The organism is Demequina ureilytica (assembly GCF_048553575.1).
GTDB lineage: Bacteria > Actinomycetota > Actinomycetes > Actinomycetales > Demequinaceae > Demequina.
The window spans coordinates 864890-886735 of record NZ_JBLZIE010000001.1; the positions used below are offsets into that span (position 1 = coordinate 864890).

The 21846-nt window shown below is 68.6% G+C and carries 20 protein-coding genes and 3 tRNA genes; 12 read left to right on the top strand and 11 right to left on the bottom strand.

Annotated elements, in window-relative coordinates; all coding sequences use genetic code 11:
- Positions 1-33: 33 nt before the first annotated feature.
- The 7 genes from ACNI3K_RS03900 to ACNI3K_RS03930 all read right to left on the bottom strand — a co-directional run bounded on the left by ACNI3K_RS03900 (position 34) and on the right by ACNI3K_RS03930 (position 7820).
- Entirely contained in the window at positions 34-867 is an 834-nt protein-coding gene (locus tag ACNI3K_RS03900) for an ABC transporter permease (RefSeq protein ID WP_419390542.1), read from the bottom strand.
- Positions 854-1657, bottom strand: a complete 804-nt coding sequence (locus ACNI3K_RS03905) for an ABC transporter ATP-binding protein (protein WP_419390543.1) — start codon at positions 1655-1657, stop codon at positions 854-856. Before ACNI3K_RS03905 ends, ACNI3K_RS03900 begins: the two co-directional genes overlap by 14 nt.
- The gene (locus ACNI3K_RS03910; RefSeq protein WP_419390544.1) at positions 1657-3087 is read right to left on the bottom strand and encodes a sulfate adenylyltransferase subunit 1; all 1431 of its coding nucleotides are present in this window, start codon (positions 3085-3087) and stop codon (positions 1657-1659) included. The genes ACNI3K_RS03905 and ACNI3K_RS03910 overlap by 1 nt, the downstream gene beginning before the upstream one ends.
- On the bottom strand, positions 3087-4001 hold the full coding sequence (cysD, locus tag ACNI3K_RS03915) for a sulfate adenylyltransferase subunit CysD (RefSeq protein WP_419390545.1): 915 nt from the start codon (positions 3999-4001) through the stop codon (positions 3087-3089). The genes ACNI3K_RS03910 and cysD overlap by 1 nt, the downstream gene beginning before the upstream one ends.
- The gene (locus ACNI3K_RS03920; protein ID WP_419391097.1) at positions 3998-4729 is read right to left on the bottom strand and encodes a phosphoadenylyl-sulfate reductase; all 732 of its coding nucleotides are present in this window, start codon (positions 4727-4729) and stop codon (positions 3998-4000) included. Before ACNI3K_RS03920 ends, cysD begins: the two co-directional genes overlap by 4 nt.
- On the bottom strand, positions 4729-6420 hold the full coding sequence (locus tag ACNI3K_RS03925; RefSeq protein WP_419391098.1) for a nitrite/sulfite reductase: 1692 nt from the start codon (positions 6418-6420) through the stop codon (positions 4729-4731). The genes ACNI3K_RS03920 and ACNI3K_RS03925 overlap by 1 nt, the downstream gene beginning before the upstream one ends.
- Before the next feature lie 323 nt (positions 6421-6743).
- On the bottom strand, positions 6744-7820 hold the full coding sequence (locus ACNI3K_RS03930; protein ID WP_419390546.1) for a phospholipase D-like domain-containing protein: 1077 nt from the start codon (positions 7818-7820) through the stop codon (positions 6744-6746).
- 141 nt (positions 7821-7961) lie between these two features.
- Between ACNI3K_RS03930 and ACNI3K_RS03935 the strand changes: the two genes are divergently transcribed.
- The 4 genes from ACNI3K_RS03935 to ACNI3K_RS03950 all read left to right on the top strand — a co-directional run bounded on the left by ACNI3K_RS03935 (position 7962) and on the right by ACNI3K_RS03950 (position 12597).
- Positions 7962-9344, top strand: a complete 1383-nt coding sequence (locus ACNI3K_RS03935; protein ID WP_419390547.1) for an FAD-dependent oxidoreductase — start codon at positions 7962-7964, stop codon at positions 9342-9344.
- A 168-nt stretch (positions 9345-9512) separates the two neighbouring features.
- Positions 9513-10379, top strand: a complete 867-nt coding sequence (gene htpX / locus ACNI3K_RS03940) for a zinc metalloprotease HtpX (protein WP_419390548.1) — start codon at positions 9513-9515, stop codon at positions 10377-10379.
- A gap of 96 nt (positions 10380-10475) precedes the next feature.
- Positions 10476-12206 (top strand): thiamine pyrophosphate-dependent enzyme, encoded by a 1731-nt coding sequence (locus ACNI3K_RS03945; RefSeq protein WP_419390549.1) that lies wholly within the window; start codon positions 10476-10478, stop codon positions 12204-12206.
- 4 nt (positions 12207-12210) lie between these two features.
- Complete coding sequence (locus tag ACNI3K_RS03950) at positions 12211-12597, top strand: nuclear transport factor 2 family protein (RefSeq protein ID WP_419390550.1); 387 nt, start codon at positions 12211-12213, stop codon at positions 12595-12597.
- Here the strand turns inward: ACNI3K_RS03950 and ACNI3K_RS03955 are convergent.
- Positions 12584-13075, bottom strand: coding sequence for a YajQ family cyclic di-GMP-binding protein (locus ACNI3K_RS03955; RefSeq protein ID WP_419390551.1), 492 nt, complete (start codon positions 13073-13075; stop codon positions 12584-12586). The genes ACNI3K_RS03950 and ACNI3K_RS03955 overlap by 14 nt on opposite strands.
- Positions 13076-13210: 135 nt before the next feature.
- On the opposite strand from ACNI3K_RS03955, the gene ACNI3K_RS03960 reads away from it, so the two are divergent.
- Positions 13211-13292, top strand: a tRNA-Tyr gene (locus tag ACNI3K_RS03960).
- A 178-nt stretch (positions 13293-13470) separates the two neighbouring features.
- Here ACNI3K_RS03960 and ACNI3K_RS03965 read toward each other — a convergent pair.
- Complete coding sequence (locus tag ACNI3K_RS03965; RefSeq protein WP_419390552.1) at positions 13471-14946, bottom strand: sugar porter family MFS transporter; 1476 nt, start codon at positions 14944-14946, stop codon at positions 13471-13473.
- Between the two features lie 144 nt (positions 14947-15090).
- Positions 15091-16389, bottom strand: coding sequence for a winged helix-turn-helix domain-containing protein (locus tag ACNI3K_RS03970; RefSeq protein WP_419390553.1), 1299 nt, complete (start codon positions 16387-16389; stop codon positions 15091-15093).
- An 86-nt stretch (positions 16390-16475) separates the two neighbouring features.
- Between ACNI3K_RS03970 and ACNI3K_RS03975 the strand changes: the two genes are divergently transcribed.
- The 7 genes from ACNI3K_RS03975 (at position 16476) to ACNI3K_RS04005 (ending at position 20655) form a co-directional block, all read left to right on the top strand.
- Positions 16476-16548: transfer RNA gene (locus ACNI3K_RS03975), tRNA-Thr, on the top strand.
- A gap of 58 nt (positions 16549-16606) precedes the next feature.
- A tRNA-Met gene (locus ACNI3K_RS03980) sits at positions 16607-16680 on the top strand.
- A gap of 68 nt (positions 16681-16748) precedes the next feature.
- Positions 16749-16913 (top strand): 50S ribosomal protein L33, encoded by a 165-nt coding sequence (rpmG, locus tag ACNI3K_RS03985; RefSeq protein WP_419390554.1) that lies wholly within the window; start codon positions 16749-16751, stop codon positions 16911-16913.
- A gap of 152 nt (positions 16914-17065) precedes the next feature.
- Positions 17066-18079: an endonuclease/exonuclease/phosphatase family protein gene (locus tag ACNI3K_RS03990; RefSeq protein ID WP_419390555.1), complete on the top strand. Its 1014-nt coding sequence runs from the start codon at positions 17066-17068 to the stop codon at positions 18077-18079.
- Positions 18080-18251: 172 nt separating this feature from the next.
- Positions 18252-19706, top strand: coding sequence for an NCS2 family permease (locus ACNI3K_RS03995; protein WP_419390556.1), 1455 nt, complete (start codon positions 18252-18254; stop codon positions 19704-19706).
- 38 nt (positions 19707-19744) lie between these two features.
- Positions 19745-20227, top strand: a complete 483-nt coding sequence (locus ACNI3K_RS04000) for an FAS1-like dehydratase domain-containing protein (RefSeq protein ID WP_419390557.1) — start codon at positions 19745-19747, stop codon at positions 20225-20227.
- Positions 20224-20655 (top strand): MaoC family dehydratase, encoded by a 432-nt coding sequence (locus ACNI3K_RS04005; RefSeq protein ID WP_419390558.1) that lies wholly within the window; start codon positions 20224-20226, stop codon positions 20653-20655. Before ACNI3K_RS04000 ends, ACNI3K_RS04005 begins: the two co-directional genes overlap by 4 nt.
- 23 nt (positions 20656-20678) lie before the next feature.
- Here the strand turns inward: ACNI3K_RS04005 and ACNI3K_RS04010 are convergent, their stop codons facing one another.
- A complete protein-coding gene (locus ACNI3K_RS04010; RefSeq protein ID WP_419390559.1) occupies positions 20679-21719 on the bottom strand; it encodes a LacI family DNA-binding transcriptional regulator in 1041 nt (346 codons plus the stop codon).
- Positions 21720-21846: the final 127 nt, after the last annotated feature.

The following is a 21846-nucleotide window of genomic DNA, read 5'->3' on the forward strand; positions in this document are numbered from 1 at the left end:
CGTTCGCCACAGCGGCGTTTCGCCAGGGGCCACTCAGTGCGGGAGGCCGGCGTCCACGAGGCCGCGACTGACCCGCAGCCGATGCTGCACACGCGCGAACACGATCCTGTCGACCAGCAGGGTAAAGGCGAGCACGATGAGGATGGTGGCCATCATCTCGGTGAGCTCCCCGGTCTCTCGGGAGCGGTCGATCACGTCGCCGATTCCGGTGCCTGACAGCGCTCCGGAGAAGATCTCGCCCGCCACCAGGCACCTGAATGCGATGGACCAACCGAGCTCGAGTCCGGTCATGATGCCGGGCAGCGCGGCGGGCAGCACGACGTGCCGCATCAGCGAGCCGCGATCAGCACCGAACGTGCGTCCCGCGCGGATGAGCAATGGAGGCACGTTCTTCACTGCCGAGCGCGTGCCCAGCATGATCGCGGGCATGGCGCCGATGGTGACCACCGCGGCGAGAGACCAGGGGGAAGTGCCCAGCACGACGGCGGCGACGGGGATCCACATGGACGTGGGCATGCCCTGGAGTGCGGCGAGGTATGGCGACAGGCCGCGGTCCAGCCACGTGCTGGAGCCCAGCAGCAGACCGAGCGCGACGCCGCCCGCTGCGGCGACGGCGAAGCAGGCGGACATGAACAGAGTGATCCGCCCGAAGATCGAGAGCAGCTGCCCATCGCCCGCCATGCGGGCCAGCTCGGCGGCAGTCGCGCCCGGAGTGGGAAGGTTGTCCGCCACGGCGGCGGCGAGTGCCCACAGGACCACCAGCGCGATTCCCGTGACCACGATCGGGGCGGTGCGGCGCCACCACGGAGCGTTGCTGCGCACCTCGAGCGAGGAGCCATCGCGGGTGGGAATGCTAGATGTTGACATACGAGTCTCCGCCCTCTCGTGGGGCCGAGATCCCGAGCTGGTCGGCAGCGTCGAGCAGTCGTCGGACGGTCGCCGACAGCGCGACCACGCGCTCCGACTCCACCACGCGCGGGCGATGGAGGGTGATGGGGACGTCTCCGATGATCCGCCCGGGTCCGGAGGACAGCACGATCACTCGGTCGCCCAGCGCCACCGCCTCGCGGACGTTGTGGGTGACGAACACGATCGTGATGCCGGTCTCCGCCCACAGCTCCTGCAGCTCGACGTGGAGGCGGTCGCGGGAGGGGGCGTCGAGCGCGCTGAACGGCTCGTCCATGAGCAGCACCTGGGGGCGCATCGCGAATGCTCGAGCCAGCGCTGCGCGCTGGCGCATGCCACCGGAGAGTTGGTGCGGGTGCAGATCGGCGGCATCGGCCAGCCCGACCTTGTCGAGCCATCTCGCCACGGTGTCGTCTCGTTCCGACGCTGGCACGCCGGCGTTCTTGAGGCCGAACGCGACATTGTCGCGGACCGACAACCACGGGAAGAGCGCGTGCTCCTGGAACACCATCACCCGATCAGGGCCTGGTCCGCGCACACGAGCACCGGCAACGGTGACGTCTCCGCGGGCCGGTCGGGTGTGGCCCGCGAGCAGGTCGAGCATGGTCGACTTGCCGCAACCCGACGGTCCGACCACGCACACGAACTCGCCGGCCGCGACCTCGAGATTGACCCCGTCCAGTGCGAGCCTGCCGCCCCGGGTGTCCGCGAAGGCCTGCGAGACTCCTCGCAGCGAGACCGGGGCGCTCATCAGATCGTCACATGGGTATCGGTGCCGGTGCCGGGGGCTGTCGCCCGTGCGGTCCCGGCGCCGATGGTGTTGCCATCCTGCGGATCGACGACGCAGAAGGCACCCGTGCGACGGTGCCGGCCGTAGTCCTCGATCGCGAGGGGCTGGGCGAGTTGGAACCGCACCACGCCGATGTCGTTGAGGAGCAGCTCGTGCCCGGGGGCGATCGAGGAATCGAGCGTTCCGCCCGGCAGCGAGATGTCGAGAATGCCGTCGATCGCGGTGACCATCGCCTGCACGCGCGCCGAACCGTGCTGGATCAGCACGCGGTCGCGCACGCGGAGCGGCCGGTCGGTGAGCCACGCCACGTGGGCGTGGAACGCCCGTTCCGGTGCCACCGCATCGGCCGCGCTCGACAGCAGGTCGCCGCGCGCGACGTCCACGTCGTCGGCCAACCGGATCGACACCGAGAGCCCGGTGTGCGCCTGCTCGAGAGGTCCGTCGGCCGTATCGATGCCGGCGACCGTGGTGCGGCGGCCCGAAGGCTGAACTACGACCTCGTCTCCCACCCGCACGGTGCCTTCGGCGACCTGGCCTGCGTACCCGCGGTACTCGCGGTACTCGGGGGAGATCGCGGCGTCCTGCGGGCGCAGCACCCACTGCACCGGCATTCGCCAGCCCGACTCGAGGGCGTGCGCCTGCTCGGCGGTGGGGTGCACGATTCCGCGGCGGTGCGCGGCCGCGAAGTCATCCGCGCCCTGGTCGATGCTCGGGACAGTCTCGAGCACCTCGAGCACGGTGGGGCCGTCGTACCAGGGAGTCAGGTCCGAGCGCAGGGCCACGTTGTCGCCCTTGAGCGCGCTCACCGGCACCGTCACCACGTTGGTCAGACCCAGCGACTCGGCGTGGGTCTGCACGTGCTGAGTGATCGAGCGGAACGGTCCCTGCGCGTAGTCCAGCAGGTCGATCTTGTTGACGGCGACGATCACGTGAGGAACGCGCAGCAGTGCCGCCACCGCGAGGTGGCGCTTGGTCTGCTCCACCACTCCGTAGCGCGCGTCGATCAGCACCACCAGCGCATCGGCCGTCGAGGCACCCGTCACGGTATTGCGCGTGTACTGCACGTGACCGGGGCAATCCGCGAGGATGAAGGTGCGCTTGGGCGTGGAGAAGTAGCGGTAGGCGACGTCGATGGTGATGCCCTGCTCGCGTTCGGCGCGCAGGCCGTCCGTGAGCAGTGCGAGGTCGACCTCCTCGCCGCCGCGCTCCTTGGACACGCGCTCCATCGCCTCGTAGGCATCGGCAAGGATCGACTTGGTGTCGTGGAGCAGGCGGCCCACCAGGGTCGACTTGCCGTCATCGACGGAGCCAGCGGTGGCGAATCGCAACAGGGAGGTGCGCCGGGCGTCGGGGGCGTAGGCCGCCACGGTGGCCGTCTCGGGGGCGGTCATCAGAAGTAGCCTTCCTTCTTGCGATCTTCCATGGCGGCCTCGGAGAGGCGGTCATCGGCGCGGGTTGCGCCACGCTCGGTGACGCGCGTCGCCGCGACCTCGGCGATGATCTCGTCGAGCGTCGACGCGGTGGATTCCACCGCGCCCGTGCAGGACGCGTCGCCGACGGTGCGGTAGCGCACCGAGCGGGGCTCAGGGGAGTCGGTGTCGCGCACCCGCACGCTCGGGTGCGGCGTGAGCCACATGCCGTCGCGCGTGAACACCTCGCGCTCGTGGGCGAAGTACAGTCCGGGCAGGTCGATCTGCTCGCGCTGGATGTAGCGCCATACGTCCAGCTCCGTCCAGTTGGACAGCGGGAACACTCGCACGTGCTGGCCTGGCAGGTGCTGGGGGTTGTACAGGTTCCACAGCTCGGGGCGCTGGTTGCGCGGATCCCACTGCCCGAACTCGTCGCGCAGCGACACCACGCGCTCCTTGGCGCGGGCCTTCTCTTCGTCGCGCCGCGCGCCACCGAACACCACGTCGTATCCGTGCTTCACGATCCCATCGAGCAGCGGCACTGTCTGCAGCGGGTTGCGCGTGCCGTCCGGGCGCTCCCGGAGCCGGCCATCGTCGATGTAGTCCTGGACCTTGGCCACCTGGAGTCGCAGCCCCAGGCGCTCGACGGTGCGGTCGCGGAACTCGATGACCTCGTCGAAGTTGTGTCCCGTGTCGACGTGCAGCAGCTCGAACGGCACGCGGCCAGGCCAGAACGCCTTGGTAGCGAGGTGCAGGACGACGACCGAGTCCTTGCCGCCGCTGAACAGCAGCACGGGCTTGCGGGCGGTGCCGACCGCCTCCCGGATGATGTGAATGCCCTCGGATTCGAGGGCATCAAGGGTCGTCAGGGTCGTCGTCACGTCGTCCTCGCTCATGTGTGAATGCCGCACTCGGTCTTGCCCTGGCCTGACCAGCGACCCGCACGCGGGTCCTCGCCGGGCGCCACCTTGCGGGTGCAAGGCGCGCAGCCGATGCTGGGGTAGCCCTGGGCGACCAATGGGTTGCGGGGCAGGTCGTTGTCGTCCTGGTAGCGCTCCACGTCGGCATCGTCCCAGCGTGCGATCGGGTTGATCTTCACCAGGCCGTGCTTCTCGTCCCAGGTCACGACCGGCATCGCCGAGCGTGTCACCGCGTCCACGCGGCGCGCACCGGTGACCCAGGCGTCGTAGCCGGACAGGGCGCGCGCGAGCGGATCGACCTTGCGCATGAAGCAGCACAGGTTGGGATCGCGCTTGAAGAGGTCCTTGCCGTACTCCGCGTCCTGCTCGGCCACTGTGAGGTTCGGCATGACGTCGACGATTGTGATGGGGAACTGCTGGGCCACGCGATCCCGCGTGTCCAGGGTCTCCTGGAAGTGGTAGCCCGTCTCGAGGAACAGCACGTCGACCCCGGACAGCCGGGTGCCGAACATGTGCGGCAGGATCGTGTCCTGCATCGATGACGCGACGCCCAGGCCCCTCCCGAAGGTCGCCACTGCCCAGTCGGCGATGTGGGTGGCCGATGCGTTCTCGAGGCGCGCGGCTACCGCCGCGCACGTCTCGGCGTTCCATTCGCGCGGGTTGAGAGCGGTCAGGGCAGCCGCACCCGTCAGGGCAGGGGTGATCACTTGATGAGCTCCTCTTCTGCGCGGAAGGCCCAGTCCGCGAACGTCTCCTCGGGCCCGTTGCGGTCCGCGAGATAGTGCGTGGTGACGCGCTCGACGTACTCGGGCATGCCGGTCTGCGTGACCTTGTGGCCACGGATCTTGCGACCGAAGTCGTTGTCCTCGCCGCGTCCGAGCCGCCCGCCCAGGTGCACCTGGAAGCCGGGCACCTGCTCGCCGGACTCCTCGTCGAGGACGAGCTGTCCCTTGAACCCGATGTCCGCGATCTGCACCCGCGCGCACGAGTTCGGGCAACCGTTGACGTGCACCGTGATCGGGTTGTCGAGCGTGGGGAACTTGTCGTCGAGGATCTTGACGACCTCGCGCGCAGTGGCCTTGGTCTCGACGATGGCGAGCTTGCAGTACTCGATGCCGGTGCAGGCGATCACGTTGCGGTGGAACTCCCCGGGATCGGAGTCCAGCTCCAGCGCCCGCAGCCCGTTCACCACGTCGCTCACTCGCTGCTCCGCGACGTCCAGCACGAGGATCTTCTGGAGTGGGGTCAGGCGGATCCGGTCGGAACCCACCTTCTCTGCAACGTTTGCGATCTCCTGCATCTTGGTGCCGGAGACGCGTCCCGCGACGGGCGCGACGCCCACGTACCAGTTGCCGTCTGCCTGCTGGTGGATGCCTACGTGGTCGCCGCGGTCTCCCGGCGAGCCCACCTGCGGCGCCGGGCCCTTGGGCAGCTCGTAGCCCAGGTAGTCGTCTTGCAGGACCTGCAAGAACTTCTCGGCGCCCCAGGCCTTCACGAGGAACTTGAGGCGGGCGCGCGTGCGCAGGCGCCGATAGCCGTAGTCACGGAAGATGCTGACGACGCCCTTCCATACCTCGTGGGCGATCTCGGGCTTGACGAACACTCCCAGGCGCACACCGAGGAACGGGTTGACGGACAGTCCGCCTCCAACCCACAGGTCGTAGCCCACGCCCAGCTCGGGGTGCTCGACCGCGCAGAAGGCGATGTCCTGGACCTCGTGCAGGATGTCGGGCACCGGCTGGCCTGTGAACGCGGTCTTGAACTTGCGAGGCAGGTTCGAGAACTCGGGGGAGCCGATGTAGCGCTCCTTGATCTCGGTGATCTGCGGCGTCGGGTCGATCAGCTCGTCCTTGGCGACACCGGCGACCGGCGAGCCGAGGATCACGCGCGGCACGTCGCCGCACGCCTCGGTGACCAGCAGCCCCACCTCTTCGACGCGGCGGAAGATCTCGGGGACGTCCTCGATGCGGATCCAGTGCAGCTGGATGTTCTGACGGTCCGACACGTCAGCGGTGTCGCGGCCGAACTGCTCGGAGATGCGGCCGATCTCGCGGGCCTGGGCCACCGACAGCTGGCCGCCATCGGAGCGGATGCGGAGCATGAAGTACTCGTCGTCGAGCTGGTGGGGCTCGAGGATGGCGGTCTTGCCGCCGTCGATGCCCTGGCGGCGCTGCGTGTACAGCCCCCACCAGCGGAACCGACCGCGCAGGTCGCCGGGCGGAATGGACCAGAAGCCCCACTTCGAGTACATCGACTCGATGCGCTCGCGCACGCGCAGCGGGTCACCGGTGGACTTCATCTCCTCGTTCGGGTTCAGGGGGGTGCGGTCTCCCGCGGCCCACTGTCCGTCCTTAGAGGCGGTGTTCTTGCGCTGCGATGCCTCGCGGGTGCGCATCTCGCGCGCCTCGACGCGGTGGCGGCGGCGGTCCGCAATCTCCGCGAGCTCAGCGGGCGTGCGGGCATCGGTGCTCTTGGCATCGGCGTCGGTCACCGAGACTCCTCGACTCGTCGTGTTCTGGGAGCGGGGCCGTGCGAGCGCGTCTGGTTCGCGCTCGAAGGCCGAGCGCCCAGGGCTACAGGGGAACTTGTATCCGTAGGGCTCAGGCCGTAGGACACATGGCACAGCGGACACAGCGGCACATCATGGGTGCGCAGGAGTCCGGGGAGAATGCCATAGCGGAAAGTGTCTCACAGGCGTGGGGTATCCGCCAGCCCCGCCTACCTGTCCGCAGGTACCTGCGGAAGCGCTCTTCCGGTGCTCGCCACATGGCCGCGGTGGAACGCGAGAATCTGGTCGATGAGCGCACCGGAGCGAGTCTCGAGTGCGATCTCTCGTGTCCCGAGCGTCACGCCTGCCCGCACGAAGTTGTGCGAACCGGTGATAGCCACCCGCTCGCCGGTGGTCATCGTCATCACCAGGCATTTGGCGTGGAGGTAGCGGCGCGAGCGGTAGCGCGTGCGGTACCCGGTCGAGGCCATCGACGTCGTGATCAGCGCCCGGTTGGCGGGCGAGGCGTTGCGCGGAGGGTTGAACCACATCTCGTGGGGGCGGGCCGCGATCAGCCGGCCCAGCTCGCCCGTGGGGCAGTACTGGGACACCAGCAGAACGTGCGCGGCATCCGCGACGAGCTCCACCGCGCGACGGTAGATCACCGAGTCGCCGGGGATGCCGCCGTCCACCAGAACGGTGTCCGATCCGTACGGGAAAGCGACCGACGGGTGGCCGCTCTCACCGGCGTTCATCCGCATGATCCGGTCGTATACGCGGTCGAGCTCGTTCGCGAGCTCCGGATCGTCTGCCCGCAACATGTAGTCGACGTTGCTGGCGCCGCGGTCGTCGAGGTTCACTCCTCCGAAGGCATAGCTGACGTCGTCCACGACGCAGAGCTTGGTGTGGGTGCGTCCGCGCCAGATGAGACCGCGCTCGGAGCCGAGCCAGGTGAACTGCGCGCCCGCATCGGCCAGTCTGGTCGCGAGAGCGGAGGAGTCGCGGTGGCGACGCGTGCGGTAGCGGGCGGGCAGGAACGTCCCCGCAGCGTCGACGTAGGTGAACACGTCCGCCGCGACCCTCACGTCGACGCCCCGCTCGGCAGCCGCGACCAGCGCCTCGATCAGCGCGGAGGTGCGTTCCTCGTCGGCGATCGTGAGGGTGGTGAGCCGCACTCGCCTGGTGGCCGCACCCACCCGGGCGGTCGCATCGGCGATGTACGCCTCGGGAAGCATCAGGGTGGGGGACGTCGCCGTCGCATCCTCAAGCAGCGAGGCCGAGGGCGAGGACGGCGCGGTAGTCGTCATGCCTTGAGCGTGCCACCCCACGGGACCGGTTCGGCCGGTACTCACGAGACGGTCATCAGACGTTCATGTCTATACTCATGGCGTCATGCGACTGAGAAATGCGCTCGTCGCACGCCCCCACCACCGAGGATCGTGACAATCGTGACCACAGATCGCCCGCTCCGCGTTGCCGTGATCGGTGCCGGCCCCGCCGGCACGTACGCCTCCGACATCCTGTCGAAGAGCGACATCGACGTGTCCATCGACATCATCGAGCGGCTCCCTGCGCCGTTCGGCCTGGTGCGCTACGGCGTTGCTCCCGACCACCCACGCATCAAGCAGATCGTCGTGGCCCTTGCCAACGTCCTGGGCCGCGGCGACATCCGCCTGCTGGCCAACGTCAACATCGGCACGGACCTGACGCTCGAGGACCTGCGCGCTCACTACGACGCCGTGATCTTCGCCACCGGCGCGTTCAAGGACGCGGAGCTGCACATCCCCGGGATCGAGCTGGACGGCTCGTTCGGTGCCGCCGAGTTCGTGAGTTGGTTCGACGGTCACCCGGACGTGCCGCGGACCTGGCCCCTGGAGGCCAAGGAGGTCGCGGTCTTCGGCGTCGGCAATGTCGCCCTCGACGTCGCACGCATCCTCGCCAAGCACCCCAAGGACCTCGCCTCGACCGAGGTGCCCGCGAACGTCATGGAGCTGCTCGAGGCCTCGCCGGTCACGGACGTCCACATCTTCGGCCGCCGAGGTCCTGCACAGGTGAAGTTCTCGCCCCTCGAGCTGCGTGAGCTTGGCCACGTGCCCGACGTCGACATCATCGTCTACCCCGAGGATTACGACTTCGACGAGGCGTCGATGGAGGCCGCGGAGACCAACAAGCAGACCAAGCAGGTCGTCAAGACGCTGACGGACTGGACGCTGCGCGAGCCCACCGGCGCGTCCCGCCGCATCCACCTCCACTTCCTCCAGGCGCCGCACGAGGTGCTGGGCCAGGACGGCAAGGTGACCGGCGTGCGCGTCGAGCGCACCGCTCTCCAGGGGGACGGCAACGTCAAGGGCACCGGGGAGTTCATCGACTACCCCGTGCAGGCCGTCTACCGCGCCGTGGGCTACTACGGCACTGAGATCGAAGGCATTCCCTTCGACGAGTCCAGGGGCGTGATCGCGAACGACGGCGGCCGTGTGGTCGCCGGCGGCGACGTCGTGCCCGGCTACTACGCCACCGGATGGATCAAGCGCGGACCGGTGGGCCTCATCGGCCACACCAAGTCCGATGCTCAGGAGACCATCGCGAACCTCGTCGAGGACGCCCCGCGGCTGTACGCCGAGAGTGAGGCCGGCGCGGAACAGCGCAGCCCCGACAACCTGCTGCGACTGCTGCGCTCGCGTGGCGTCGACGTGGTGCAGTGGCACGACTGGGAGTTGCTCGACGCTCACGAGCGCGCCACCGGCGAGGCCGACGGTCGCGAGCGCGTCAAGGTGGTGCCGCGCGAGGAGATGACGGACATCGCGCTGGGACGCGCGCACGCCGAGCAGTAGCCCACCGCCGCTCGCGGGCTGACCCGCGCATCGGCCCCGCTTGGGGCCCGCCGGAGCGAGACCGCCGCTTTTCTGGCACCACCGCCCCGAGCAGGTGCCGGCGCGCCGGGAACCCCGCCCGAGCATCGGCCGTTCTCCCATCGCTAACGATGAGAGGGAAGGGGAACCGTGTCAGGCAAGTACTTCAATGGCGTCAAGACCGCGGGGCTGTTCGTGCTCCTGTGGGCCGTGCTTCTCGGCGTCGGTTCCATGGTGGGCGGGGGCCAGTTCATCTGGGCGTTCGCGGCTCTCGGCGTCGCCGCCACGGCGTACAGCTACTGGAACTCGGACAAGCTCGCCATCAAGGCCATGCATGCGCGGCCCGTCACCGAGGTCGAGCAGCCCGTCATGTACCGGATCGTCCGCGAGCTCTCGGCGGAGGCCAACCAGCCGATGCCCCGCCTGTACGTGTCCCCGACCCAGGCGCCCAACGCCTTCGCGACCGGCCGCAATCCGAGTAACGCGGCAGTGTGCTGCACCGCAGGCATCCTGGGCCTGCTGAACGAGCGCGAACTGCGCGGAGTGCTCGGCCACGAGCTCATGCACGTGTACAACCGCGACATCCTGATCGGCTCCGTGGCCGCGGCATTCGCCGGAATCATCACCGCCGTCGCCCAGATGATGTTCTTCTTCGGGGGCGGCGGGAACTCGCGTGACAACCCGCTCGGGCCCTTGGGACTGCTCGCGATGCTGGTGCTCGCGCCCATCGCCGCAGCATTGATCAGGATGGCGATCTCCCGGACCCGGGAGTACGACGCGGATGAGGACGGTGCCGCGCTCACCGGGGACCCGCTCGCACTGGCATCGGCCCTGCGCAAGCTCGAGCAGGGCACCAAGGCACGGCCGCTGCCGCAGGAGGGACCGCTGGAGAACGTGTCGCACATGATGATCGCGAATCCGTTCTCCGGTGCCGGCATGGCGAAGCTGTTCTCGACGCACCCGCCGATGGACGAGCGGGTCGCCCGGCTCGAGCAGATGGCCGGCCGCTCGCTCTAGACCAAGGAATGCCCACGCCCGGACATTGCGTTGGTCAAGACGTAGGGTGCGGAATGCCGCCGGCCCGGCGGCTCCGCCTCGCCGGGAGGAGTCACGATGAGCCGCACGATCGCCGAGACCATCGTCCACGCGCTCGCCGAGCATGGCGTCACGCAGGTATGGGGAGTGGTGGGCGACGCCCTCAACCCCTTCACCGAGGCGATGCGCACCGAGGACCAGATCGAGTGGATCGGCGTGCGACACGAGGAGACTGCGGCGTTCGCCGCGGGAGCCCAGGCACAGCTCACCGACCGGATCGGCGTGTGCATGGGGACCGTCGGCCCCGGCTCGCTGCACCTGATCAACGGCTTGTATGACGCCAAGAAGTCTCACGCCCCGGTACTCGCGATCTGCGGCCAGGTGCCCACGGCCGAGATCGGCACCGACTACTTCCAAGAGGTCGACAATGACCGGGTGTTCGACGATGTCTCGGTGTGGAACGAGACGCTCACCTCCCCCGAGCAACTCCCGCAGATGCTCGTCCAGGGGATCACCGCCGCCTACGCACAGCGCGGAGTCGCGGTGCTCACCGTCCCGGGCGACGTCGGTGATCTCGAGCTCGACGCCGAGGCGCCAGCGCTCACCTTTGCTCGCCCGCCGCGCAAGTCCGAGCCGACCGAGGAGTCGCTCGCCGCAGCCGCCGCCGCGCTGGACGGCGCCGAGCGCGTGACCATGCTGGTGGGTCGCGGCGCCGAGCACGCGCGGGACGAGACCCTCGCGGTGGCCGAGCGCCTGAAGGCTCCCATGGTTGTCACCTTGAAGGGGAAGACGGGCTTCGACGGCGACAACCCATACGGTGTGGGCCAGGCCGGACTGCTCGGCAACCCAGGTGCGGCCGATGCGCTCACGGACTGCGACGTGCTGCTGATGGTCGGGACGGACTTCCCATACCGCGACTTCTACCCCACGGACGCGACCGTGGTGCAGATCGACCGTGCAGCGTCTCACGTGGGCCGTCGCGTGAGCGTCGACGTTCCCGTCGTGGGCGACTCCGGCGACGCTCTCAGAGCGCTGCTGCCGCGGCTGTCCGCGCACAGCGAGTCGGCGCACCTCGACAAGGCTTTGGACACGTACGGGTCGTGGTGTGAGCGTCAGCTCTCGGTGTCGGATCCCGACTACGAGGACTCTGGCGTGGTCGCCAAGGTGCGTTCGGTGTTCGACAACCCCGACGACCGCATCCGTCCCGAGGCGCTGGCAGCGGCGGTGGACCGTCGCGCGCCGGACGACGCCGTTTTCACCGTGGACACCGGGATGTCGACGGTGTGGCTCTCACGGTTCGTCGAGATGCGTGCCGGTCGAGAGTTGCTCGGCTCGTTCAACCTCGGCTCGATGGCGAACGCGCTGCCTCAGGCGCTCGGTGCCCAGGCGCTTGACCGTTCGCGCCCCGTGGTGTCGATGAGCGGCGACGGCGGGCTGATGATGCTGCTCGGCGACCTGCGTACCGCCGTCACCCACCGGCTCCCGGTGGTCGTCGTGGTCTTCGACAACGCCTCGCTGGGCATGGTGCAGCTTGAGCAGCAGGAGGGTGGGCTGCCGGCCGCCATGACGGACCTGGACAACCCGGATCTGGCTGCGGTGGCGGGAGCCATGGGTCTGGTCTCACGGCGGGTGGAGCGGCCCCAGGAGTTGGACGGCGCACTGGAATGGGCGTTCGCTCAGGAAGGCCCCGTGCTGCTGGACGTGATCACGAACCCCGACGAGGTATCGGTGCCACCCAACCCGAAGGTCTCGCAGGCCTGGGGCTATGCGGTGGCGAAGCTCACCGAGGGCATCGAGAGCAGGAGGTAGGGAGATGGACACGCAGGAGCAGGAACAGCTGGTCGCGCTGGAGCGGCACGGCTGGGAGTCCTTGACGAACGGTCACGCCCGCGAGTTCTACGACGACGTCCTCGCGGACGAGGCCGTGATGGTGTTCCCCTTCGGGGTCATGGAGCGCGACGATGCGATCGACGGCATGGCCGAGTCCCGCCGATGGCAGGACTACGAGTTGGAGGACGTCACCGTCCACGACCTCGGCGAAGGGCTGGCCGTGGTGGCCTACCGTGTGCGCGCGCGCCGGGTCGAGGAGCCGCCCTTCGAGGCGATGCTGGCGAGCACCTATGTGCGCTCGTCAGAGGGCTGGCGGATGATGCTGCACCAGCAGTCGCCCTCCGCGGTCAGGGCGCTCAGCGGAAGTTGACGAACTGCAGGTCCACGTCGACGTCGGCGCCCTTCAGGAGTTGGATGGCCGCCTGAAGATCGTCGCGGGACTTTGACTGCACGCGCATCTCGTCGCCCTGGATCTGTGACTTCACAGTCTTGGGGCCCTCCTCGCGGAGCAGCTTGCCGAGCTTCTTCGCCGTCTCCTGAGTGATGCCCTCCTTGAGGTCCGCGACCAGGCGGAACTCCTTGCCGGAGGGGACCGGGTCGCCGTAGTCGAGGGACTTCATCGAGATGCCGCGCTTGGCGAGCTTCGCGATCAGCACGTCGAGCACCGCCTTCACGCGCTCCTCGGAGTTCGCCTTCATCAGGATCGCGTCGCCAGAGAACTCGATCGATGCGCCGACGCCGCGGAAGTCGTAGCGCTGGCTAATCTCCTTGTGCGCCTGGTTGAGCGCGTTGTCGACCTCTTGACGGTCGATCTTGCTCACGACGTCGAAGCTGCTGTCGCCTGCCATGGATCCTCCTCGAGTCTGGGGCGCCGATGGCCCCGGTGCGGTCACGGGCCGGGCCGTCGCACGGGTTCGCGCGCGGGTCCGTTCTATTGCTATCCTTCCATGCGCGCCAGGTTCGGTTCGGACTTGCGCGCGAAAGGCAGGTTGCCCGAGCGGCCAAAGGGAGCTGACTGTAAATCAGCCGTCATCGACTACGTGGGTTCGAATCCCTCACCTGCCACGCGAGGCCCGGCGAGAGCCGGGCCTTTCGTGTATCCGCCCCGCCCACTCCTGTCCGGCACTGGTGGTCGCCTGGGGCGCCTCGCGGCGTCCTGTCCGGCACTAGTTGTCGCGACGTGCCGGACAGGAGCCTGCGACAGCCCGTAAGCGTCAATGAGTGCCGGACAGGAACGGGTGGGTCAGATCTTCTCGCCAGAGTCGGTCACGAACTTCCCGCGCCTGACGCGTACGTCCGCGCCCATGTCCTCGAGCTCCATGCCCTTGGTCTCGGGCACGCGGAAGTACACGAACAGCAGCGACAGCAGCGCCATCGAGGTGTAGAAGCCGTAGGCGAACGTGAGGCCGATCGACGCGAACGACGGGAAGCTCACGGTGATGGCCCAGTTGGCGATCCACTGCGCGGCGGCGGCGACGGCGAGCGCCGATGCGCGGATCCGGTTGGGGAACATCTCGCCTAGTAGCACCCACACCACAGGTCCCCAGGTGGCTCCGAAGAACACCACGAACGCGTTGGCGCCCACCACTGCGACGGCGCCCCAGGAGCCCTCGAAGTCGGTGACCTCGCCGGCGTCATCTGTGATGGCCTGCGTGAACGCCACCGCCATGAGGCCCAGCGACAGGGTCATACCCGACGAGCCGATCAACAGCAGCAGCCGGCGGCCGATTTTGTCGACCAGCAGGATGGCCACGATCGTCACCACGATATTCGTCACTGAGGTGATGGTCGACGTGAGGAAGGCCTCGGACTCGTCGAATCCCACGGACTGCCACAGCGTGTTGGAGTAGTAGAAAATCACGTTGATGCCCACGAACTGCTGGAACACGGACAGCAGGATGCCGGTCCACACGATGGGCTTGAGGCCCAGGGCATGGCCGCGCAGGTCTCGTAGCGACTGCTTCTCCTCGCGGTGCAGCGACTCCTCGATCTCCTTGATCTTGGTGTCCACGTCCTGCACCCCGGTGAACAGGCGCAGCACCTCGGCCGCCTCGTCGTCCTTGCTCTGACCCACGAGGTAGCGAGGGGATTCGGGAAGTCGCAGCGCGGCGATGCCGTAGATCACCGCGGGGATTGCCTCGGCCATGAACATCAGGCGCCAAGCCTCGACGCCGAACCACAGGGTCTCGGAGGCCCCGCCGGCGGCGTCCGCGAACAACTGGCCGGTGAGCAGCGCCGCAAAGATGCCGGTCACGATCGCGAGCTGCTGGAGCGAGCCGAGCCTGCCGCGGAACTTCGCGGGAGAGACCTCGGCGATGTAGGCCGGTGCGATGACAGAGGCGGCGCCGACCGCGAGCCCACCGAGCACTCGCCACAGGATCAGGTCCCAGATGCCCATCGCCAGGCCGGAGCCGATGGCGGAGATGAAGAAGAACGTCGCGGCGAGCAGCATCACGCGGATGCGCCCGTACTTGTTCGCGATCGTGCCGGCGAACCACGCGCCTACCGCGCATCCCAGCAGCGCCGACGCGACGGCGAAGCCGGTGAACGCGGCAGAGAGGTCGAACTCTCCCTCGATCGACTCGACGGCTCCGTTGATCACGGACGAGTCGAAGCCGAAGAGGAACCCGCCGAGGGCGGCTCCGACGCTAATGGCGATGACGCGGGCGTTGAGCCGGCTGCTCGCTCGAGCGGACGGGGTGGGGGACGTGCTCGTCATGGGGGACCTTTCATCGGGGCAGTGAGTGCGAGGGGCGCACCGCAGCGAATACTCGACACACTAACCCGACGATCGGTGTCGTGGCTGGTGGCCGCCTCGCGGTGCACGAATCGCCCTTCGCTGCGGCTGGCCCCCGCCAGCCGGTCAGCGATGTGCGAGCGCGGGTGCGAGGTCGCCGCGCGGCGCGACACTCCATCCGTCGAGGCCAAGCCATGCGGTCATTGAGTCCAGCTCCGCCATTGCCGCGCGAGCGACGGTCTCGGGGACCACGCGGCGAGCGCCGGGAGCGCGCCCGGGCTCGCGCCACGCCGCCTGGACCAGGAGCATCCGCGCCTTGCGATCGGCCTTGAGATCCAGGCGAGCGACAATGCGATCGCCGAGCAGCAGCGGCAGCGAGTAGTAGCCGAACACTCGCTTGTGCGCGGGCGTGTAGATCTCGATCCGGTAGTCGACGCCGAACATCCGCAGCAGGCGCGGCCGGTACCAGCACACGGGATCGAAGGGGCTGAGCAGCGCCCTGCCGGTGGCGCGGCCGGGGTCGCGAGCGGCGCGGTGCCCAGGCGGCGTCGAGTGGCCCGCGTCCACCGCGATCAGCGCGGGATCCTCCCAGCCCTCGACCTGCGCCCACTCGGCAAGTCCCCGCTCGACGGCCGATGCGGCCCACGCCTGTCCGCCCGCGACGTCAGGGGCGCGGGAGCCGGGTGCATACGGCAGGCGAAAGTGGTCGCACAGATCCCGCACCGTGCCCACGCCGGTGGCGGAGAGCGCGCGATCGAACAGTGCCTGCCGCGCCTGCCCGGCAGGCACGCCCCACACCCCGGCATCGGCCGCCTCGACTCCCCACGCTCGCGCTGCGGAGTCGTACGTCCGCGAGAAGTGTCGCCCGCGCGATGCCGCGACGCGGCCGGTGATGAACAGATGCTCGAGCGCAGCCTTGACGTGCCCGTGATCCCACCACGAGCCTCGCGGACCCACGGCGGGCGCCAGGTGTTCCAGCTGTCCTGCAGTCAGGGGGCCGTCGCGCTCGACGGCTGCCCGCACCGCGGCGAGCAGGCCGGGCCGCTCCGCCTCGAGCTGCGCGACGGTGCGCGCCTTCCAGTTCGAGGCGCCCACCATGCGGTGATGCAGCATCGGCAGCAGCTCGCGCGGCATCACCGAGGCCTCGTGGCCCCAATGCTCGAACGCGTGCTCCGAGTGGCCGCGCTCGTCGCCCCACAGGAACGAGTCCAGGTCCGCGGGGGTGTACGGGCCCAGCCGCGAATACAGAGGCAGGTAGTGGGCGCGGGCGAGCACGTTCACGGTGTCGAGCTGGAGCACGCCCTGACGCCGCAGGTAGGTGTCGAAGTCGGCGGCTCGCGCACGCCGCGCGGGGCGGCTGCGAGCCAGCGACTGGGCGTCGAGAAAGATGCGTCGCGCCTGCGCCGCGCCGAGCTGTAGAGTCACGTCGTTCACAGTATCCGCGCTCGCCGACACCGGCTCTTCGGCCGATTTCACAAGCACTCGTCGCGGCGTGTATTCTTGACCGGCTTGCCCCGATAGCTCAGTCGGTAGAGCGTTTCCATGGTAAGGAAAAGGTCCAGGGTTCGATTCCCTGTCGGGGCTCTGAGAAGTGCTCGACCATCTCCCCTTCTGCGAGGGGTGATGGTCGAGCGATTCTCGCGGCGGGGTAGCTCAGGTGGTTAGAGCACACGACTCATAATCGTGGGGTCGCGGGTTCGAGTCCCGCCCTCGCTACGAGACAGACGTACCGTCTGTCACCGTGCCTGCCAGGCGCGTCATCACAAGGCTGGGAGCAAACCCACATGGCAAAGAACGACGTTCGCCCGAAGATCACCCTCGCGTGCACCGAGTGCAAAAACCGGAACTACATCACGCGCAAGAACCGTCGCAACAACCCCGACCGTGTGGAGCTCTCGAAGTTCTGCCGGAAGTGCGGCAAGCACAACCCGCACCGCGAGACGCGCTAAGCAACAGTCTTCTCCGAACGCCCGTTCCCTCTCGCGAGGGTGCGGGCGTTCGTCGTTTCCGGGCAGGGCGGAATACGGCCGATGCGCGGGCCGGGCAATCTCGGCGGCGCGGCTTGAGCGGTCGCCAAGGGCCCGTACGAGACACTTCGCTCATGACGACGAGCGGCGGCAACGCCACTGACGCTGCACCGCGCCCCTCCCGCCTCAGACGCCCGATGCGGGCGCTGGCGGCCGTCGCGCTCGCCGGCGTGGCCGTGCCCGTCGCGACACGGCTGCTCGGATGGGAGCCGGGCCCGCTCGCGATCGTGGTGGCGCTGATGCCGTGGGTGACGCTCGCGGCTCTGCTCACTGTGCTGCTGTCTGTGCTGGCGAGGGCGCCTTGGCTGACGGCCACATCTGCCGTGGTGGCGGCATTGTGCGTTGCGTGGCAGGTCCCGCTCTTCGTCGGGGAGACCGCGCCCGCGGGCGACGAAGAGATCATTGTCGCGAGCGTCAACATGAGCTTTGGGCGCGCGAGTGCCGACGATGTCGTGCGGCTGGTGGACGACGTCAACGTCGACGTGCTGTCAGCCCAAGAGGTCACCCCGGAAGCGGTGGAGGCCCTTGCCGCCGCGGGCCTGGATGAGCTCCTGCCATATTCCGAGGTCGCGGCCGAACCGGGAGTCACGGGAACGGGACTGTGGTCCAGGTCCCCGTTGATCGCCGCCGAGTCGCTCGACGGATTCACCGGGCCCCACTCGCGTGACGGATATGTGTCGCGTGCCGTGCGCGGAGAGATCGACATCGCAGGAGGGGCGGTGACCGTCCTGGCCGTCCACCCCGCCGCACCAGGCCTGTTCGACCACTCGGGTTGGGACGCGAGCATGAGCAGCCTCACTGCCTATCTGGAGGCCCAGAGTGACCCAATGCTGGTCATCGGTGACTTCAACACCACTCGGGATCATCGAGCCTTCCGCGACATCGAGTCGCTGGGGTACGTCGACGCAGCAGACCAGGCGGGCGCCGGCTTCCTACCGACATTTCCTCAAGAACGTGGGCCGCACCCCGTTGCTGCCATCGACCACGTGATGGTGCGGGATGCGCCGCTTAACGCCGTGGACGTGCGCACCGTATCGGTGGACGGCGCGGATCACCGCGCGCTGGTGGTGACGTACGCGACGCGGTGACCCGCGGGCTGTCAGCGAGCGCTAGGGTATCCCCGTCCAAACCTCGTGCCGCACTCGCGCATCGCGTGCCGCGCGCAAGCGCCGCGGCGCATCGACGGAGGACGGACACGCGGTGCCACCAGCGGCTCCGCCAGATGGACGACACGCGCACCCGTGCGCACGAGAGGGACACGTGACCACCACCAGCCAGCGCACCGGCGTGACCGGACGCCTCGACTCCTATTTCGAGATCACCGCGCGGGGTTCCACCCTCGCCCAGGAGATCCGGGGCGGTTTCACGACGTTCTTCACGATGGCGTACATCGTGGTGCTGAACCCGCTGATCATCGGCACCGTCGCCGACGGCGAGGGCAGCTTCCTTGGCGGCGGCAGTGAGCCCAACCTCGCGATGGTCGCGGCGGCCACGGCACTGGTGGCCGGTCTGCTGTCGATCATGATGGGCGTGTGGGCGCGGTTCCCGCTGGCGATGGCGGCAGGGCTCGGCCTCAACGCGTTCGTGGCGTACGGCATCGCGTCCCGCTCGGGCATGACGTGGCCGGAGGCCATGGGATTCGTCGTCATCGAGGGCGTGGTGATTCTCATCCTCGTCATGACCAACTTCCGCAAGGCCGTGTTCGCGGCCGTGCCGACCTTCCTGAAGCAGGCCATCGCGGTGGGGATCGGGCTCTTCCTCGCCTTCATCGGACTGTATGACGCGGGAATCGTGCGCACCGGCGCGGGCACTCCCACCCAGTTCGGCGACGGCGGCTACATCTCGACGTGGCCCATGGTCGTGTTCGTGGTGGGGCTCTTCACCGCAATCGTGCTGATGGTCAAGAAGGTGCGCGGAGCGCTGCTCATCTCGATCGCCGCCGCGACCGTGCTGGCCGTGATCCTCGAGGCGACCATGTCGCTCGGGTCGTCCGAGGACAACGCCGACGGCTGGGCGCTGGTGGTTCCCGCGCTGCCGGACAGTGTCGTGTCCCTGCCGGACTTCTCGCTCATCGGCCAGGTGGACCTGTTCGGGGGCTTCACGTCCCTGCCGGTGCTCACCGCCCTGCTGCTGGTCTTCTCGCTGCTCATCGCGGACTTCTTCGACACGATGGGCACGATGACCGCCGTCGGTGCCGAGGCGGGGCTCAACGACAAGGACGGCAACCCCCCGCGCACCCAGCAGATCCTGATCGTCGACTCCGTGGGCGCCGCGGCAGGTGGCTTGGGATCGGTGTCCTCGAACACCTCGTACATCGAATCCGCTGCGGGCGTCGGAGACGGCGCGCGCACCGGCCTGGCCTCCGTGGTCACGGGCGTCGCATTCCTGCTGTCGACCTTCCTGACGCCGCTGTACGCACTGGTGCCCTTCGAGGCCGCAACGCCCGTGCTCGTCGTGGTGGGCTTCCTGATGGTGTCGCAGGTCGCGGGCATCGACTGGAAGGACTACCGGATCGCGATCCCTGCCTTCCTGACCTTCATCCTGATGCCGTTCGGCTATTCGATCTCGGTAGGCATCGGCGTGGGATTCATCTCCTACGTGGTGCTGCAGGTCGCCTCCGGAGGGGCGCGCAAGGTTCACCCGCTCATGTGGGGTGCCGCCGCGGCGTTCGTGCTGTACTTCGCGCTGGGGCCTATCACGACGCTGGTGGGCTGAGTCCGGCCGATGACGCGCTGGTTCGCTAGGGTGGAATCGTGCCAGTGAACAGCGAAGCAGTGGGCCGCACGTACGGTCCGTTCGAGCCCTACGAGGTGACGCGGGTCAAGATTCGCGAGTTCGCCGATGCGGTCGACGCCTACTCGGGTGCGCACCGCGATGTCGCGGTCGCGCGGGCCGAGGGTTACCCGGATCTCGTCGCGCCCACCACGTTCGCCGTGGTGATCGCGCAGCAGGCGGAGTTCCACGTGGTCGCCGACCCCGAGGTGGGCGTGGACTTCTCGCGCGTGGTGCACGCCGAGGAGCGTTTCACCCACGTGCGTCCTCTCGTGGCGGGGGACGTGATCATGACGACGGTTCACATCGAGTCCATCAAGCAGCGCGCGGGGATCTCCATGGTCACCACTCGAGCGGAGCTGGCCGATGAGGACGGTGCCCCGGTGTCGACCGTGCTCAGCACCCTCGCGGTGAGGGAGACAGAGTCGGCGGACGAGGCAGAGCCGGCGGGGGAGGCACAGTGACCGAGTCGACGAGCCCGAGCTTCGCGGGGCTAGAGGTGGGACAGGTGGTCGCCGAGCGCGAGCTCGCCGTCACTCGCGCCTCGTTGGTGCGCTACGCGGGAGCCTCCGGCGACTTCAACCCGATCCACTACAACGATGTCTTCGCCCAGGAGGTGGGGCTGCCCGGCGTGATCGCGCACGGAATGCTGACCATGGGCGCCGCAGCATCCGTCGTCGAGGAATGGGCGGGGGCGGGCAACGTCGCCGACTACCAGGTGCGCTTCACGAGGCCGGTTCCGGTGCCCAACCCCGGTCAGGCGACCGTCTCGGTGACCGCCCGAATCGGCGCGCTCGACGAGGAGCGACGCACGGCGCGCGTGGACCTCACGGTCCAGCATGGCGACGTCAAGGTGCTGGGCAAGGCACAGGCGATCGTCGACTGCACGTGACCCTCAGCGGCGCCTGAGGCTGATCAGCGCTCGGGGTTGACCGGCGCGGTCGACGTGCCGATGCTGAGCTCGAGGGGCATCCAGATCTGTGACGGGGTCTCCCCGGCCAGCAGCTCCTTGACCTCGCCGGCCATCGCCCTGCCCTTCTCGACGCCATCCTGAATCACGGTCGTCAGCTCGAGCGGGGCCAGCCACGGCAGGTCGATGCCGTCGAAGCCGGTGATCGAGACGTCGTGCGGGACCTTCAGATCCAGTTCGCGGGCCGCGATCACCGCACCAGCGGCGAGAATGTCGGATTGCGCGACGATGGCGGTCGGGCGCGACTCGTGCGTGAGCGCGAGGTGACCCGCCGCGATGCCCTCTGCCACCATCGACTCGCGCGCCTCGACGACCACGCAGGGCTCGACCCCGGCGATCCGGAAGGCCTCGAGCCGGTTATGCATGGGTGTCCACGCGGACTGAGGCATGTAGTCGAGGGGCCGCAGAGTGGTCTCGTGCCCGGGTCCGTGGGGAAGGGTGATCGTGCCGATTCGCTCGTGACCGAGCGACTGCAGGTGCTCGATGAGCTGGACGGTCGCGCTGCTGTCGTCGATCGATACCTGTCCCGCCCCCGGAGGAGCGTCGCCGTCCATGACCACGAACGGCACCGCGCGCTTGCGCAGCAGCTCGAGCGCGGGGTCATCGTGGTCGCGCACGCGGAACACCACGGCCGCGTCCATCGGCGCCGTGGCCAGCAGTGACTTGTCGCCCTGCTCGGCGGACGGCGTGGGCAGCAGCAGCACACCCAGGCCCATCTCGCCCAACTCGGAGATCAGGCCGTCCATGACGTTGAGGATCAACGGTGCGCGGAAGGCGAGAGTGAACGCATCGTGGATGACGACCCCCACCACGTGGGTGCGACCGGATCGCAGTGCTCGGGCCTGGGCCGAGGGGCCTGCGTAGCCGAGGTCCTCCGCAGCTCTCTCGACGCGCGCCTTCATCTCGGGGGAGATGGGGCCCGCTCCGGAGTACGCGAGGGACACGGTCGACAACGAGACACTCGCCTTGGCGGCCACGTCGGCCATGGTGGGTCGTCTTCTTGCGGCCACGTCGCTCCTCGGTTGCTTTTTGCGCTCGCCCCAGGGTAGTCGCACAATAGGTGCGTGGGCATTGCGCTGAACGCGGTGCCCGTACCGCGCCGACCACGGCACT

Excerpts from the sequence above, each read along its gene's own strand:
- ACNI3K_RS03900 (WP_419390542.1), bottom strand. The coding sequence starts at position 867 with ATGTCAACATCTAGCATTCCCACCCGCGATGGCTCCTCGCTCGAGGTG.
- ACNI3K_RS03905 (WP_419390543.1), bottom strand. The coding sequence starts at position 1,657 with ATGAGCGCCCCGGTCTCGCTGCGAGGAGTCTCGCAGGCCTTCGCGGAC.
- ACNI3K_RS03910 (WP_419390544.1), bottom strand. The coding sequence starts at position 3,087 with ATGACCGCCCCCGAGACGGCCACCGTGGCGGCCTACGCCCCCGACGCC.
- cysD (WP_419390545.1), bottom strand. The coding sequence starts at position 4,001 with ATGAGCGAGGACGACGTGACGACGACCCTGACGACCCTTGATGCCCTC.
- ACNI3K_RS03925 (WP_419391098.1), bottom strand. The coding sequence starts at position 6,420 with ATGCGCACCCGCGAGGCATCGCAGCGCAAGAACACCGCCTCTAAGGAC.
- ACNI3K_RS03930 (WP_419390546.1), bottom strand. The coding sequence starts at position 7,820 with ATGACGACTACCGCGCCGTCCTCGCCCTCGGCCTCGCTGCTTGAGGAT.
- ACNI3K_RS03945 (WP_419390549.1), top strand. The coding sequence starts at position 10,476 with ATGAGCCGCACGATCGCCGAGACCATCGTCCACGCGCTCGCCGAGCAT.
- ACNI3K_RS03950 (WP_419390550.1), top strand. The coding sequence starts at position 12,211 with ATGGACACGCAGGAGCAGGAACAGCTGGTCGCGCTGGAGCGGCACGGC.
- ACNI3K_RS03955 (WP_419390551.1), bottom strand. The coding sequence starts at position 13,075 with ATGGCAGGCGACAGCAGCTTCGACGTCGTGAGCAAGATCGACCGTCAA.
- ACNI3K_RS03965 (WP_419390552.1), bottom strand. The coding sequence starts at position 14,946 with ATGACGAGCACGTCCCCCACCCCGTCCGCTCGAGCGAGCAGCCGGCTC.
- rpmG (WP_419390554.1), top strand. The coding sequence starts at position 16,749 with ATGGCAAAGAACGACGTTCGCCCGAAGATCACCCTCGCGTGCACCGAG.
- ACNI3K_RS03990 (WP_419390555.1), top strand. The coding sequence starts at position 17,066 with ATGACGACGAGCGGCGGCAACGCCACTGACGCTGCACCGCGCCCCTCC.
- ACNI3K_RS04010 (WP_419390559.1), bottom strand. The coding sequence starts at position 21,719 with ATGGCCGACGTGGCCGCCAAGGCGAGTGTCTCGTTGTCGACCGTGTCC.